The sequence below is a fragment of the Clavibacter michiganensis genome (genome assembly GCF_021216655.1).
Classification (GTDB): domain Bacteria; phylum Actinomycetota; class Actinomycetes; order Actinomycetales; family Microbacteriaceae; genus Clavibacter; species Clavibacter michiganensis.
Map to the genome: position 1 here is coordinate 50,132 of NZ_CP080437.1, position 14,229 is coordinate 64,360.

Genomic DNA, 14,229 nt, shown 5'->3' on the forward strand with positions numbered 1-14,229 from the left:
TGGCCCCTATGCACCACGCGCAACTCACACTGGGGGAACCACATGCTCAAGAAGATCCTCGCCGGGGCGGCCATCGCCCTCGCCGCGACGTTCACCGTCGCCACCGCCGCCAACGCGGACCCGTACACGCCCGAGGGCGGCGTCTCCGTCAGCGACCCGACCGTCGCGCCCGGCGAGAGCACCGTCCTGTCCTTCGGGCCCGGTTCGTTCGCTCCCGTCAGCGCCGTCACCATCACCATCACCGGCGAGGACGCGGCCAACGCCACGCTCGCCTCCTTCCGCACGGCCCCCATGGCCGTGACGACCAACTCCATCACCAAGACCTCGGCCAACGACGGCAGCCTCCGCGTCACCGTCACGCTGCCCGCCGGTTCCGCCTCGGGCTCCTACGCCCTCACCGGCACGGACGCCCAGGGCAACACCGTCTCCACGACCATCTCGGTCGTCGCGGCCGCCGGCAACGGCACCGCGACCGGTGGCTCCAGCGCCGACGGCGCCGCGGGCCTCCCCGTCACGGGTGGCCAGCTGCCCGTCGTCCTCATCTGGACCGGCGGCGGCCTGCTGCTGCTCGGTGCGGCTCTCGTGGTCGTGCTCGCCACGGTCCGTCGCCAGCGCGCCACGGCCTGATCACCATCACGGACAGCGTCGCCTGACTCCCTCCCGGAGTCCGGTGACGGAAGGCCCCGAGGCATCCGCCTCGGGGCCTTCCGCCGTCTCCGGGCGCCGTGACCGGGCGGCGGTTGACCCCAGTCCGGGGCCGATCCCGCCCGCGCGCCTCGGCAGGGGCCGCCGACGCGGCTAGCATCTCGAACGTGGGTTTACCCGACCCGCTGTCTGCCTGAAGGCGTCGACCCGAAATCGCGCGCCGCGGACACCACCGCCCCGAGGCGATACCCGTCGTGCCCCCGCACGTCCGTCCCGGGCGCATCAGAGAAGGCACACCCGAGATGCTCGCCAAGACCCTGGCGGGCGCGTTCGTCGCGCTCGCGATCACCGTTTCCGTCCCCGTCGCCGCCCAGGCGGAGAACTACGTCCCCAAGGACTCCACCGTCGCCTGCAGCGGCATGTCCGTCACCCCGGCCGCCGTCGCCCCCGGCGAGTCGGTCCGGATCGCCGGCGTCGCCGGATCCTTCACCGCAGGCGAGACCGTCGCCGTGCGCCTCTCCGCCGCGGCCGGCGCACCCGCCGCCGCGGGCGATCCCGCCGCAACCGTCACCGCGGCGGCCGACGGCTCCGTCTCCGGCACGCTCGTCGTCCCGACGACGGCGACCGGCACCTGGCGCGCCAACCAGACCGCCGCGTCGGGCGACCACTGGTGCGGCATCGTCTCCGTCGTCCCGGCGAGCACCCGCACGGCTGCGGATGCGGGCTCGCTCCCCGTCACCGGCGGCACGCTGCCCATCGGCCTCGCGATCACCGGCGGCGGGCTGCTCCTCGCCGGCGCCGCGGCAGCGGGCATCGCGACGGCCCGCCGTCGCCGCGCGTCCTGACGCCCGACGCCGCTCCCGACCCGACGCGGGCGGATCCGATCACGACCGGATCCGCCCGCGTCGTCGCGTCCGCGCCGCGATGACCGCCGCCGCCGTCGCACCGAGGAGAGCGCCGGCGCCGTTGGCCGCCACGTCGGTGCCGGATGCCACGCGCGCCGGCAGGAACGCGCCCTGCGCGAGCTCGACCGAGGCCGACATGGCGGTCCCGGCGAGCACGACGATCCACCAGCGCGGAGCCCCGAAGGCGAGCACGCCGAGCATGCCGAGCGGCGTGAACAGGGCGACGTTCGCGACCTCCTCGATCATCGAGTAGCGGAACCCGGGGATCCCGTGGTGCTGCACGAACACCACGCCGCGCATCAGGTAGGGGTACACGCCGCGGTCGACGCTGTCCGGGGTGAGCGTGACCAGCCCGATCAGGGCGACGTACGCCAGGAGCAGCGCGGTCGCCTGCCGCCGGCGGATGCGTCTGCGCTCGCGGTCCCGCCGCGCGCCCCAGGTCGAACGGCCGGTCGCGGTGCCCTCGGCCGTCGCGCCCGGTGGGGGAGCGGGGGCGGCGGGATCCATCAGGGCCGCAGCCTAGCAACGCGCCCCCGGTGGGGAATGCGTCGCGGATCGCGCCCGTTCTCCCCGGGGTGACCCACCTCGAACGCGTGCCCCTGGACGTCCTCGACCTCGCTCCCCGTCCCTTCGGCGGCACGAACGCCGACGCGGTCGGGGGCAGCATCCGCCTCGCGCAGGCAGCCGAGGCCGCGGGGTACTCGAGGTTCTGGGTGGCCGAGCACCACGGCATGCCGGGGATCGCGAGCTCCGCCCCGGCCGTCCTCCTGGCGGGCATCGCCGCCCGCACCTCCACCATCCGCGTCGGCAGCGGCGGCGTCATGCTGCCGAACCACACGCCGCTCGTCGTCGCCGAGCAGTTCGGGACGCTCCGCGCGCTCTACGGCGACCGCATCGACCTCGGCATCGGCCGGGCCCCCGGCACCGACGGCGCGACCGCGATGGCGCTCCGCCGCAGCGAGGCGGGCCTCGGCGTCGACGACTTCCCGCAGCAGCTGGTCGACCTGGTCGGCTTCTTCACGGGCGGCATGGCGGACGACAACCCGCTGCGCGGGATCACGGCCGTCCCGGGGCTCGGTGACCGCCCGCAGATGTGGCTGCTGGGATCCAGCGGCTACTCCGCGCAGGTCGCCGCCGCCCTCGGGATCCGCTTCGCCTTCGCGCACCACTTCGCCGGCGACCGCACGGAGCAGGCGCTCGCGCTGTACCGCGAGCGCTTCGAGCCGAGCGACGACCTCGCCGCGCCGCTCAGCGCCATCGCGGTGAGCGTCATCGCCGACGAGGACCCGGACGTCGTCGAGCGCGAGGCGCGCGCGGGTCGCATCACGTGGCTCCGCATGCGCCAGGGCGGGAAGCCCCAGCCCGTGGATCCGGCCGAGGCCGCCGCGTACGAGTTCAGCGACCTCGAGCGCGAGATCATCGGGGCGCGCGACCGCCGGCAGGCCATCGGCTCGCCGGAGGCCGTGCGGATCGGCCTCGAGCGCCTGCTCGCGAGCACGGGTGCCGACGAGCTCATCGTCGCCCCGTCGTCCACGACGCTCGAGCACCGCATCCGGACGCTCCGCATCGTGCGCGATCTGGCCATCGGCGAGGTCAGCGCCGCCTGATCGTACGTGCACTCATCACATTTCGGCCACGGGGAGCTGAGACCCTCCCTGAGGCGGATGTGGCGCCTCCGGGCGCGGGTTAGATTCGTACCATGAGGAAAACTGACCTGACCATCTCGACCCGGTTGGGCGCGTTCCTCGGACTCGTCGGCATGAGCACCATCGCCGGCGTGCTCGTCGCCGCCATGGTGACCCCGGCCATCGCCGTCTCCGGCATCGCGGCCAACAGCACCATCGGCGTCTTCGAGGACATCCCCGACAACCTGCAGATCGACAACCTGGCGCAGAAGACCGTGCTGTTCGCCAAGCAGGGCGACAGCCAAGTGCCCTTCGCCGAGTTCTTCTCGCAGGACCGCGAGGAGGTCCCGTGGGAGGCCGTCTCGTCGTACGCCAAGGACGCCGCGATCGCGACGGAGGACCCCCGCTACTACGAGCACGGCGGCGTCGACGTCCTCTCGGCCGCACGCGCGCTCGCGCAGAACGTCCTGAACAAGGAGGTCCAGTCGGGGGCCTCCACCATCACGATGCAGTACGTCCGCAACGTCCTGGTCCAGAAGGCCCAGAACATGGTCGACTCCTCCGACGAGGCCACGCAGGCCGAGGGCCGCAAGGCATTCAAGGAGGCCACCCAGCCCGACATGCCCCGCAAGCTCAAGGAGATGCGGATGGCGATCGGGGTGGAGAAGAAGTACTCCAAGAACGAGATCCTCCTCGCGTACCTCAACATCGCGAACTTCGGCAGCCGCGTCTACGGCATCGAATCCGCGGCGCGCTACTACTTCAACGTCTCCGCCGCCGACCTCACGCTGGAGCAGGCCGCGAGCCTGATCGCCACGGTCAACGCGCCCGAGGTCTTCAAGATCGACAACCCGGACAACCTCGAGCGCAACAAGGAGCGCCGCGACCTCCTGCTGCGGAACATGCTCAAGGAGCAGAAGATCACGCAGGAGCAGTACGACACGGCGTCGGCCGCCGCGATCACGCCGACGATCACGCCCTCCACGAGCGGCTGCATCCAGGCCAACCCGATCTCCGCCGCCTACTTCTGCGACTACGTGAAGAACGAGATCCTCACGAACCCGGAGTTCGGCGCGACCCCGGCCGAGCGCGACGCCGTCCTCAAGCGCGGCGGCATGCAGGTGTACACGACGCTCGACCTCGACATCCAGGGCAACGCGGCGGAGCAGATGCGCAAGCAGGTGCCGACGACCGCGCGCTTCACGAAGATCGGCGGATCCGTGGTCTCCCGCGAGGTGAAGACCGGCCGCATCATCGCGATGGCGCAGAACACGGACTACGGCGTCGCCCAGGACCAGCCCGGCGTCACCGAGATCAACTACGCGGCGGACAAGGCGCACGGCGGCTCCGCCGGCTTCCAGGTGGGATCGACGTACAAGATCTTCACGCTCGTCGACTGGCTGAAGAGCGGGAAGTCGATCTACCAGACGGTCAACGCCTCGAAGACCACGTGGTCGGCCAGCGAGTTCACCCGCTGCGGCGACAACCTCGCCGGATCCCCGGACTACAAGGTCACCAACGACACCAACACCGGCGCCACGTCGAACCAGAACGTGCTCGCCGCCACCGTCGCCTCCGTCAACTCGGCCTTCGTCGCGATGGCGAGCCAGCTCGACCTGTGCGACATCAGCAAGACGGCGACCGACATGGGCGCGTACAACGCGGACAAGCGCGACCTGTCGAGCTTCCCGTCCGACGTCGTCGGCTCGGGCGGCAACACGGTCGCCCCGCTCCAGATGGCCACCGCCTTCGCCTCCGTGGCGAACCAGGGCACGATGTGCAAGCCCATCGCGATCGACAAGGTCGTCCTCCCGGACGAGTCGGAGCTCGTGACCCCGAAGAGCGAGTGCGCGCAGGCCATGAGCCCCGAGGTCGCCAACACGGCCGCCTTCACGCTCAAGGCCGTCATGGGCGGCACGGGCTCGGCGTCGAACCCTCGGGACGGCACCGAGATCATGGGCAAGACGGGCACGACCGACCGGTCGAAGGACACCTGGTTCGTGGGATCCTCGACCGAGGTCACCACGGCCGTCTGGGTCGGCAACGTCGAGGGCTTCGCGTCCATGCGCCGCAACGTCCTCAACGGCTCGGCAGCGGACAGCGCGCGTCACCGGATCTTCAAGCCGCTGCAGACGTTCATCGACGACCGCTACCCGGCCGCGGGCTTCCCCGCGCCGAGCAGCACGCTGACGAAGCGGCCCTACGTGCCGCCGGCACCGAAGCCCACGCAGTCGGCGGTGCCCACGGCACCCGAGGCGCCCGCCGCCCCGGCGGCGCCCGCCCAGCCCGCCCCTCCCGCGGAGGGGTGAGCCCGCGCTCGACGGGGAGCGCGCGCCGACGGCCGTCGCCTCCGGGCGGCGGCCGTCGTGCTGCGCGTGGCCAGGTCCCGGATCCCGCGCATCGAGCCCCTCGTAGACTGGACGACCGCTTGACCACCGACCCGGGAAGGCCATCATGACCGGGACCCCGACGTCCGCACCTGCACGAGTGCGCACGGTCCTGCCCGGCATCGAGGGGCTCCGCGGGGTCGCCGCCGTCGCCGTGCTGCTGTACCACGTGCAGCGCCAGCTGGCCCGGCCGACCACCGACGTCCCGCTCGTCGGCGAGGTCGCGTTCTTCAGCCACGGCGTCACGCTGTTCTTCGTGCTGAGCGGCTTCCTGCTGTTCCTGCCGTTCGCGCGGGGACTCGTCGACGGCGACGCCATGCCGCGCCTGTCGCGGTACGCCGCGAACCGCATGCTACGTGTGTTCCCGGGCTACATCGTGGTGCTGCTGCTCGTGAGCCTCGTGCTGCGCGTCGCGATCCTGCCGCGCGAGACCCGCGACGCCGGCATCTCGGTCGGCACACTCGGACCGGTCGACACGATCGTGAACGCGCTGCTGCTGCAGGGCTACGCACCGCGCACGCTGCGCAGCGGCATCGAGGTCGCGTGGACGCTCGCCGTCGAGGTCTCCTTCTACGTGCTGCTGCCCGTCGTCGCGCTCCTTGCTGCACGGCTCCTTCGCGGGCGCCCGACGTGGATCCGCGCCCTCGCCCCCGCGGCCGTCCTCCTGCTGATCGGGGTGGGGGGCAAGGTGTGGTCGATGATCGCGCAGGCGCCGCTCGGTCACCGCGGGCGCCTCGCGAGCGAGTGGGGCGTCACGTGGGAGGCCGTGGCCAACCGCAGCATCCTCGTGCACGCGGACCTCTTCGCCTACGGCATGGCGGCCGCCGTCGTCCTGCTCGCGCTGTCCGCGGACGAGGGCCTGCGCGACCGCGTCGCGGCCTGGCGCGTGCCCGCCGGGATCCTCGCCGCCGCGCTCATCGTCGTCGCCTCCGAGGCGCCCGTGGGCGCGTTCGAGGAGAGCATCGTGGCCGCCTCGTGCGCGACGCTGTTGCTCCTCGTGGCGCTGCCGCGGCGCGGGGGATCCCTCGGCCCGGTGACGCGGTTCCTCGAGCTCCGGTGGATCGCCTGGCTCGGCACGATCTCGTTCAGCGTGTACCTCTGGCACCTGCCGGTGATCCGCTTCCTCCGCCGCGCGGGCCTCGTGCTGCCGGACACGCTCGCCGGCTTCGCCCTCAACACGCTCGTGGTGGGGGCGGTGACGCTCTCGCTGTCGGCGGCGACGTACTACGCGATCGAGCGGCCGGCGCTGCGGCTGAAGGACGCCGACCGTCGATCGGTGCGACGTCGCCGTGGGCACGTCACGCCCTCCGAGAGCGCGCGGTCGGCCTCGCGGGAGGAGCGGCGATGACCGACGTCTCGACGGGCCCGCGGAAGAGGCGGACGGGGCTCGGGCTGTCCTCGGCGGGAGCATGGTGGTGCGTCGGCGTCGCGCTCCTGTTCTACGAGGTCATCTTCATCTCCCAGGCGTTGTCGCCGACCGAGGACGAGAGGGACGCTGCCGTCGTCGTCGCCGTCGCCGTGGGCATCGCGGTGATCGCGGCGTTCTCGTGCTGCGTGCTGTGCCTCCGCCATTTCGGCGTCGTGAGGTCCGCGTGGGCGTTCCCCGTGCTGGTCGTCGCGGGCGCCATCGTCGCCGCAGCCCAGTTCCCGCTCTCGGCAGGCCCGTACGGCTACTGGGTGTCCGAGCAGCCGCGACCGCTGGTCCTCTTCGTGTTGTCGGGGCCCGCTCTGCCGGCCGCCGCGATCCTGCTCCTCATCCACGTCGTCCTGGGCGTGCGTGGGCGGCACGTGGGGTGACGCCGTCCGTGGATCGCACGGCGTACGCACGACGAAGGGCCGCTCCCGGAGGAGCGGCCCTTCGTCGTGCTGCCGGTCGTGCTGTGCCTCCCGGAGGAGGCGGTGTGTCGGGGTAACAGGATTTGAACCTGCGACCTCTTCGTCCCGAACGAAGCGCGCTACCAAACTGCGCCACACCCCGATGGCCCGAGGGCCGGGATCTACGATACCCGATGTTCACGGGTCCGGAGTACGCCGCGGGCGGTCAGACCGCGGTGAGCGTGAGCAGCGTCGCCTCGGGGAAGCAGGCGAAGCGCACGGGTGCGTAGATCGACGTGCCGAGGCCCGCGCTCACGTTGAGGAACGACGCCCGGTCGGCGTGCGGCCAGACGCTGAGGCCCTTCACCTGGCGGCGCGGGATGTCGCAGTTGGTGACGAGCGCGCCGTAGCCGGGCACGCAGACCTGGCCGCCGTGCGTGTGCCCGGCGAAGATCATGCGGGCGCCGTTGGTGACGAACGAGTCGAGCACCCGGCGATAGGGCGCGTGCGCGACGCCGATCGAGACGACCGGCGCATCCGAGGCGCCCTGGTAGGCCTCCCCGTCCTCGCGCAGCGCGTCGAGAGCTCCGGGGAGCGCCTCGAGGTGGTCGAAGTCGCGGTGCGGGTCGTCCACGCCGAAGAACTCGAGCAGCGTGCCGTTGACCTCGATCGCGCCGGCCGCGTTGTTGAGGTCGACCCAGCCGAGCGACGCGTAGAGCCGCTCGAGGCGGGGGAGGTCGAGGTCGGCGGGCCGCTGCGTGGCGTGCGTGTTGGCGGTGAAGTACTTGAACGGGTTCTTCATCATCGGCCCGTAGTAGTCGTTCGAGCCGTGCACGAAGACACCGGGGATCCCGCGGAAGGCCTCGAGCGTCTCCTCGACCGCGACGATGCCCTGCTCGTGGCCCGTGTTGTCGCCTGTGTCGACGACGAGGTCGGGCTTCAGCTCCGCGAGCTCGCGCACCCACCGCTGCTTCTTGTGCTGCCACGGCGCCATGTGCATGTCCGACAGGTGGAGCACCCGGATGGGGTCCGCGCCGACGGGCAGCACCGGAACCGTGACCTCGCGCAGGGTGAACCGGCGTCGCTCGTAGAAGGACGCGTACGCGAAGACCGCGGCGCCCGCAGCGGCGACCCCGCCGACGGTGCGCGTGATCGTGCCGACGACGCTCATCAGCTGCGTCCGATGTACAGCGTCACGGGACCGCTGCTCTGTTGACCGGCGGCGGGATCCGTGCGGGTCGCCTTCCCGATCTGCGAGTTGTCCTGCACCTGCTCCTGCGCCATGGTGACGTCGAAGCCGGCCGAGCGGAGCGTCTGGCGGGCGCCCGTCATGTCCTGGCCCTGCACGTTGGGCACGGTGCCCGGGGTGCCCTGCTGCTGGCTCTGGTCGGGCCCGCTGCTGATGAACACCGTGACAGTGGATCCGCGGGCGGCGTTGGCGCCGGCGCCCGGGTCGGATCCGGCGACCTGCCCGGCGGGAACGTTCGCGGAGGACCGCGCGCCGCCCTGGGCGAAGGTCAGGCCCGCGCCCTCGATGGCCGACTGGGCGTCGGCGGGCGACATGCCCGACACGTCCGGCACCTGGACCGTCGGCGTGCGCGTGAGGTCCGCTGCCGGGCCGGGGAACGCCGACCCCTTGTAGACCGCGTTGACCGCCTGCATGAACGGCTTCCAGACGGCGAAGCGCGCGGTGGACATCAGCTGCCCGCTCGGGAGCTTGGTGATGCGCTGCTGGATCTGCTGGCCCGAGGCGCTGCCGACCCAGATGGCCGTCGTGACCTCGGTGCTGGATCCCAAGAACCAGGTGTCCTTCGCCTTGTCCGTGGTACCTGTCTTGCCGATGAGGGGCGTGCCGTCGTTCGTGTTGGCTGCGGCACCAGTGGCGCCCATGACGCCCGCGAGCGCGTAGGCGGCGGTGTGCGCGACGTCCTGGCTGACGGTCTCGCGGCAGTTCGCCGACGGGGGCGCGATCTCGGTGTCGTCCGGGAGGACCACCTTGTCGATCATGATCGAGTCGCACGTCGTGCCGTTGTTGGCGACGGTCGCGTAGGCCTGGGCCATCGTGAGAGGGGCGATGTTGTTGCCGCCCGAGCCGATGATGTCGGACACGTAGTTGGAGAGCGGCTTGCCAGGCACAGCCTGGTGGATGCCGATGTCCTTGGCGGTCTGGCCGATGCCGCACATGTCGAGCTCGCTCGCCATGGCCATGAAGGCCGTGTTCGTGGAGTTCGCCGTGCCGGACATGACCGTGCGGTTCGGGCCCGGGGCCGCCCCGTCGTTGGTGACCTTGAGGACGTCGGAGCCGAGGTTGCCTCCGGTGCAGGAGTCCTGGAAGTCGCGTCCGCTCCAGGTGCCCTTCGAGGAGTTGACGACCTCGTTCACCGAGTGCCCTTCCTTCAGCCATTCGAGCAGGGTGACGAGCTTGTACGTCGACCCCACCTGGAAGCCGCCGGAGCCGCCGTAGTTCTGGTCGGTGTTGTAGTTCACGCTCGTGACGCCGCGCTGGTCGCCGTTGCCGTAGTCGGTGTTCTGCACCATCGCGATCACGCGGCCGGTCTTCGCCTCGACGCTGGTCATCGCGGATCCGACGTTGATGCTGTTCATCGTGGTGGGGATCTGCTTGCGCATGTCGTCCGTGGCCTTGGCCTGCAGGTCGAGGTTGAGCGTCGTGTAGATCTTGTAGCCGTTGCGGTTGAGGTTCCGGCGGGCCTCGTCGGGGTTCGCGCCGAACTCCTTCGAGTTCTCGACCGTGTACTTCACCGCGTCGCAGAAGTAGGCGGCGCTCGCGGGCTGTGCCGCGTTGCAGCCGCTCACCGAGGGCGTGATCGCCGGCGTGACGGCGGTGGCGATCGCCTCGTCGTGCTGCTCCTGCGTGATGCTGTGGTGCTTGAGCATGTTGTCGATGAGGACGTCGCGGCGCTCCTGGTTGGCCTTGATGTTGCCGGGCTCGTCGATCCGCAGGGCGGTGGGGTAGTTGACCGTGGCGACGAGGCTCGCGGCCTGGGCGATGCTGAGGTCCTTCGCGTCCACGCCGTAGTAGTACTTCGCGGCCGACTGGATGCCGTAGACGCTGCCGCCGTAGTTCGCGATGTTGAGGTAGCCGAGCAGGATGTCGTTCTTCGAGAACTTCTTCTCCAGGCCGATCGCGAGCCGCATCTCCTTGAGCTTGCGGGCGGTCGACTCCTGCGTCGCCTCCGCGTACGCCTTCTTGCCGGCGTCCGGATCCGTCTCGGCGAGCGTCTCCGCCTTCTGCACGAGCACGTTCTTCACGTACTGCATGGTGATGGTGCTCGCGCCCGACTCGACGCCGCCGCCGATGACGTTCTGGGCGAGCGCGCGGAACGTGGACTGCACGTCGACGCCGCCGTGCTCGTAGAAGCGGGGATCCTCCGTGTCGACGGCCGCGGCCTTCGCGTTGTCGGAGACCTCGTCCCAGCTCACCTCCTGGCGGTTCTGCGCGTAGAACTCGGCGAACTTGACCGGCTGGCCGCCCTGCGTGGCGTACAGCTCGGTCTTCTGGGCGAGGTTGTCGATCTGCAGGTAGTCCGGCAGGTCCTCGAAGAGGCCGATCGTGTTGTTGGCCGCGAGGCTCGTGACGGCGATGGCCGGGGTGACCATCGCCGCGACCAGCACGCCGGCCACGGCGCTCATGCCGAGGACGCCCGTGAGCGCGGCGGCGACGCGGCCGGGCGTGTTCTTGGAAGCAGACATAGACTCCAGAGTACGGGAAGGGTGTATGGGAACCCGTGAGACCTGTGCGCCGGCCGCCCGCGCCCGTCCCGTCATGCACCCCGACCCGACCGGCAAGGAGCCGAGATGACCGCAACGCCCGCGCAGTGGGAGTACCTCACCACGCCGCTGATGATCCACAACACCGCCGCCATCCTCAACACCTGGGGATCCCAGGGCTGGGAGCTCGTGCAGGTCGTCACCGGCCCCGAAGGTGGGCTCGTCGCGTACATGAAGCGCCCGGTCGCCGGCGCGGAGCACGGCGCCTGATGGGCGCGATCTCCGATCGGCTGGCCGAGCTCGGCATCGAGCTGCCCGCGGTCGCGGCGCCCGTCGCCGCCTACGTCCCCGCCGTCGTGCACGGCGGCCTCGTCTACACGAGCGGCCAGCTGCCCTTCGTCGACGGTGCGCTCGCCGCGACCGGCAAGGTCGGCGCCGAGGTGTCGGCCGAGGACGCCAAGGCGCACGCCCGCACCTGCGCTCTGAACGGGCTCGCGGCCGCGGCGGATGCGGCCGGCGGCGTGGACCGCATCGCGCGCGTGATCAAGGTCACGGGCTTCGTCGCCTCGGCCGAGGGCTTCACCGGGCAGCCCGGCGTCATCAACGGCGCGAGCGAGGTGCTGGGGGAGATCCTCGGCGACGCGGGGATCCACGCGCGCTCCGCCGTGGGCGTCGCGGAGCTGCCGCTCGGCTCGCCCGTCGAGGTCGAGCTCGTGGTGGCGCTCGTCGAGTAGTCGTCGTCCGCCGCGGCGGACATGGGGAGGGCCGGGTGCGCATCGCACCCGGCCCTCCTCTCGTCCCGGCGTGACGTCGGATCAGCCCGCGCTCATGCGGTCCGAGATGACCTGCATCACCTGTGTGTCCGCCAGCGTGGTGGTGTCGCCGATCGCCCGGCCCTCCGCCACGTCGCGCAGCAGCCGGCGCATGATCTTGCCCGAGCGCGTCTTCGGCAGCTCATGCACCACGAACACGCGACGCGGCTTCGCGATGGCGCCGATCTGGTCGGAGACGTGCTTCCGGAGGACCTCGTTCGGGTCCTCGTCGCCGAGCGCGATCGCCTCGGCCGAGCGGAGGATCACGAAGGCCACGACCGCCTGGCCGGTCGCCTCGTCGGACGCGCCGACGACCGCAGCCTCGGCGACGTACGGGTGCGCGACGAGGGAGGACTCGATCTCCGCGGTCGACAGGCGGTGGCCGGAGACGTTCATCACGTCGTCCACCCGGCCGAGCAGCCAGATGTCGCCGTCCTCGTCGAGCCTGGCGCCGTCGCCCGCGAAGTAGCGGTCGCCGAAGCGGTCCCAGTAGGTCTCGCGGTAGCGCTCCGGGTCGCCCCAGATGCCGCGGAGCATGCCGGGCCAGGGCTCGGTCACGACCAGGAGGCCGCTCTCGCCGCGGGACACGGGCTCGCCCTGGTCGTCGACCACGGCGACCTCGATGCCGGGGATGGGCGACTGCGCGGATCCCGGCTTCGTCGCGGTGATGCCGGGGAGCGCGGAGATCATGATGCCGCCGGTCTCCGTCTGCCACCACGTGTCGACCACGGGGACGTCGCCGCCGCCGATGACGTCGCGGTACCAGCGCCACGCCTCCGGGTTGATGGGCTCGCCGACCGAGCCGAGCAGACGGATGGAGGAGAGGTCGCGCGCGTCCGGGATCTCGCGGCCGGTCTTCATGAAGGAGCGGATCGCGGTGGGCGCCGCGTACAGGATCGTGACGCCGTGCTTCTCGACGATGTCCCACCAGCGGCCGGGCTCCGGGGTGTCCGGCGTGCCCTCGTAGACGACCTGCGTGGCGCCGTTCGCGAGCGGGCCGTAGACGACGTAGCTGTGGCCGGTGATCCAGCCGACGTCCGCCGTGCACCAGTAGACGTCGGTCTCGGGGTGCAGGTCGAAGACGTTGCGGTGCGTGTACGCGGCTTGCGTGAGGTAGCCGCCCGAGGTGTGCAGGATGCCCTTCGGCTTCCCGGTCGTGCCGCTCGTGTAGAGGATGAAGAGGGGGTGCTCGGCCTCGAACGCCTCCGCCTCGTGCTCCGGGTCCGCCGCCGCGACGCGCTCGTGCCACCAGAGGTCGCGGCTCTCGTCCCAGTCGACCTCGTTCTCGCCGCGCCTGACGACGAGGACGTGCTCGACGGATCCGGCCGATCCGACCAGCGCGGCATCCACGGCGGGCTTGAGCGGGAAGACCTTGCCCTTGCGCCAGCCGCCGTCCGCGGTGATGACGACGCGGGCTGCCGCGTCGTCGATGCGCGCGCGCAGGCTCTCGGCGCTGAAGCCGCCGAACACGACGGAGTGGACGGCGCCGATGCGCGCGACGGCCAGCATCGCGATCACCGCCTCCGGGATCATCGGCAGGTAGATCGCGACGCGGTCACCCGCGACGACGCCCAGGTCGCCGAGGGCGTTCGCGGCGCGCTTGACCTCCGCGGTGAGCTCGGCGTACGTGAGGTCGCGGGTGTCGCCCGGCTCGCCCTCCCAGTGCAGCGCGACGCGGTCTCCGTGGCCGGCGAGCACGTGCCGGTCGAGGCAGTTGTAGGCCACGTTGAGCCGGCCCTCCGGGAACCAGCGGGCGACGGGGGCGTCCGACCAGTCGAGGACCGTCTCGAACGGCGTCTCCCAGGTCAGGAGCTCGCGGGCCCGGTCGGCCCAGAAGCCGAGACGGTCGGCGGCGGCGGACGCGGCGAGGGACTCGTCGGCCACGCGGGTGGCGCGGAACGCCTCCGACGGCGGGTGGACGGGCCCCGGCTCCGCCGTCGTCGCCGGGCGCGAGGGGATGGTCGTCCCCTCCTCGTCCTGGTCGGGCGCGGCGGGGCTCGAGGCTCCGGGCTGGGTCGATCGGGGGTTCGTGGACATCGTCATCGTCATCCTCTCCGCGACCCACGTTAGCGGGTGGGCCGTTCGCCACCGCGGCCGACAGGGGTGGATGCGGCGACCCGCTGCCCGGGAGTCCGGTGGGGGAACGGCCAGAACACGCATGACCCTCCCATGGGGGGAGGCTCGCGGCGTATGCTCATGCCGTCGGGCCAAGCCCGGCGTGTGGCGGATCCAGGATTCCCCCGATCCTTCGTCACGTGGCGGCGCCCGTTCCCCCGATGGGCGCCGCCCCTCTTCCTCCCCAACGTGTCGC

General features: G+C 71.6%; 12 protein-coding genes and 1 tRNA gene. 8 read left to right on the plus strand and 5 right to left on the minus strand.

The window, feature by feature from the left end:
• Positions 1 to 42: 42 nt before the first annotated feature.
• Together K0V08_RS00200 and K0V08_RS00205 are read left to right on the plus strand one after the other, a co-directional pair.
• The gene (locus K0V08_RS00200; RefSeq protein ID WP_012037596.1) at positions 43 to 627 is read left to right on the plus strand and encodes a hypothetical protein; all 585 of its coding nucleotides are present in this window, start codon (positions 43 to 45) and stop codon (positions 625 to 627) included.
• Positions 628 to 947: 320 nt separating this feature from the next.
• On the plus strand, positions 948 to 1,490 hold the full coding sequence (locus tag K0V08_RS00205) for a sortase (protein ID WP_174239679.1): 543 nt from the start codon (positions 948 to 950) through the stop codon (positions 1,488 to 1,490).
• A 39-nt stretch (positions 1,491 to 1,529) separates the two neighbouring features.
• Here the strand turns inward: K0V08_RS00205 and K0V08_RS00210 are convergent, their stop codons facing one another.
• Positions 1,530 to 2,057: a VanZ family protein gene (locus tag K0V08_RS00210; protein ID WP_079532142.1), complete on the minus strand. Its 528-nt coding sequence runs from the start codon at positions 2,055 to 2,057 to the stop codon at positions 1,530 to 1,532.
• Between the two features lie 86 nt (positions 2,058 to 2,143).
• On the opposite strand from K0V08_RS00210, the gene K0V08_RS00215 reads away from it, so the two are divergent.
• From K0V08_RS00215 to K0V08_RS00230, 4 genes are all read left to right on the plus strand, one after another.
• Positions 2,144 to 3,157, plus strand: coding sequence for an LLM class flavin-dependent oxidoreductase (locus K0V08_RS00215; RefSeq protein WP_231689090.1), 1,014 nt, complete (start codon positions 2,144 to 2,146; stop codon positions 3,155 to 3,157).
• Between the two features lie 92 nt (positions 3,158 to 3,249).
• Positions 3,250 to 5,484 (plus strand): transglycosylase domain-containing protein, encoded by a 2,235-nt coding sequence (locus K0V08_RS00220; protein WP_079532147.1) that lies wholly within the window; start codon positions 3,250 to 3,252, stop codon positions 5,482 to 5,484.
• Between the two features lie 145 nt (positions 5,485 to 5,629).
• Positions 5,630 to 6,910 carry an acyltransferase family protein gene (locus K0V08_RS00225; protein WP_079532150.1) on the plus strand — a complete coding sequence of 427 codons (1,281 nt, stop codon included), beginning with the start codon at positions 5,630 to 5,632 and terminating at the stop codon, positions 6,908 to 6,910.
• Positions 6,907 to 7,359 (plus strand): hypothetical protein, encoded by a 453-nt coding sequence (locus tag K0V08_RS00230; protein WP_079532152.1) that lies wholly within the window; start codon positions 6,907 to 6,909, stop codon positions 7,357 to 7,359. Before K0V08_RS00225 ends, K0V08_RS00230 begins: the two co-directional genes overlap by 4 nt.
• A gap of 107 nt (positions 7,360 to 7,466) precedes the next feature.
• On the opposite strand, the gene K0V08_RS00235 is transcribed toward K0V08_RS00230, so the two are convergent.
• The 3 genes from K0V08_RS00235 to K0V08_RS00245 all read right to left on the minus strand — a co-directional run bounded on the left by K0V08_RS00235 (position 7,467) and on the right by K0V08_RS00245 (position 11,088).
• Positions 7,467 to 7,540 (minus strand) — tRNA-Pro (locus K0V08_RS00235).
• A 63-nt stretch (positions 7,541 to 7,603) separates the two neighbouring features.
• A complete protein-coding gene (locus tag K0V08_RS00240; RefSeq protein ID WP_079532155.1) occupies positions 7,604 to 8,548 on the minus strand; it encodes a metallophosphoesterase in 945 nt (314 codons plus the stop codon).
• Positions 8,548 to 11,088, minus strand: coding sequence for a transglycosylase domain-containing protein (locus tag K0V08_RS00245; protein WP_079532157.1), 2,541 nt, complete (start codon positions 11,086 to 11,088; stop codon positions 8,548 to 8,550). The genes K0V08_RS00240 and K0V08_RS00245 overlap by 1 nt, the downstream gene beginning before the upstream one ends.
• 105 nt (positions 11,089 to 11,193) lie before the next feature.
• Here K0V08_RS00245 and K0V08_RS00250 point away from each other — a divergent pair, with 105 nt between their 5' ends.
• Together K0V08_RS00250 and K0V08_RS00255 are read left to right on the plus strand one after the other, a co-directional pair.
• Positions 11,194 to 11,376 carry a Sp36 family protein gene (locus K0V08_RS00250; protein WP_012297657.1) on the plus strand — a complete coding sequence of 61 codons (183 nt, stop codon included), beginning with the start codon at positions 11,194 to 11,196 and terminating at the stop codon, positions 11,374 to 11,376.
• Complete coding sequence (locus tag K0V08_RS00255) at positions 11,376 to 11,840, plus strand: RidA family protein (RefSeq protein WP_045529137.1); 465 nt, start codon at positions 11,376 to 11,378, stop codon at positions 11,838 to 11,840. Before K0V08_RS00250 ends, K0V08_RS00255 begins: the two co-directional genes overlap by 1 nt.
• Positions 11,841 to 11,921: 81 nt before the next feature.
• Here K0V08_RS00255 and acs read toward each other — a convergent pair whose 3' ends face one another.
• Entirely contained in the window at positions 11,922 to 13,961 is a 2,040-nt protein-coding gene (acs, locus tag K0V08_RS00260; protein ID WP_086503574.1) for an acetate--CoA ligase, read from the minus strand.
• Positions 13,962 to 14,229 lie beyond the last annotated feature (268 nt).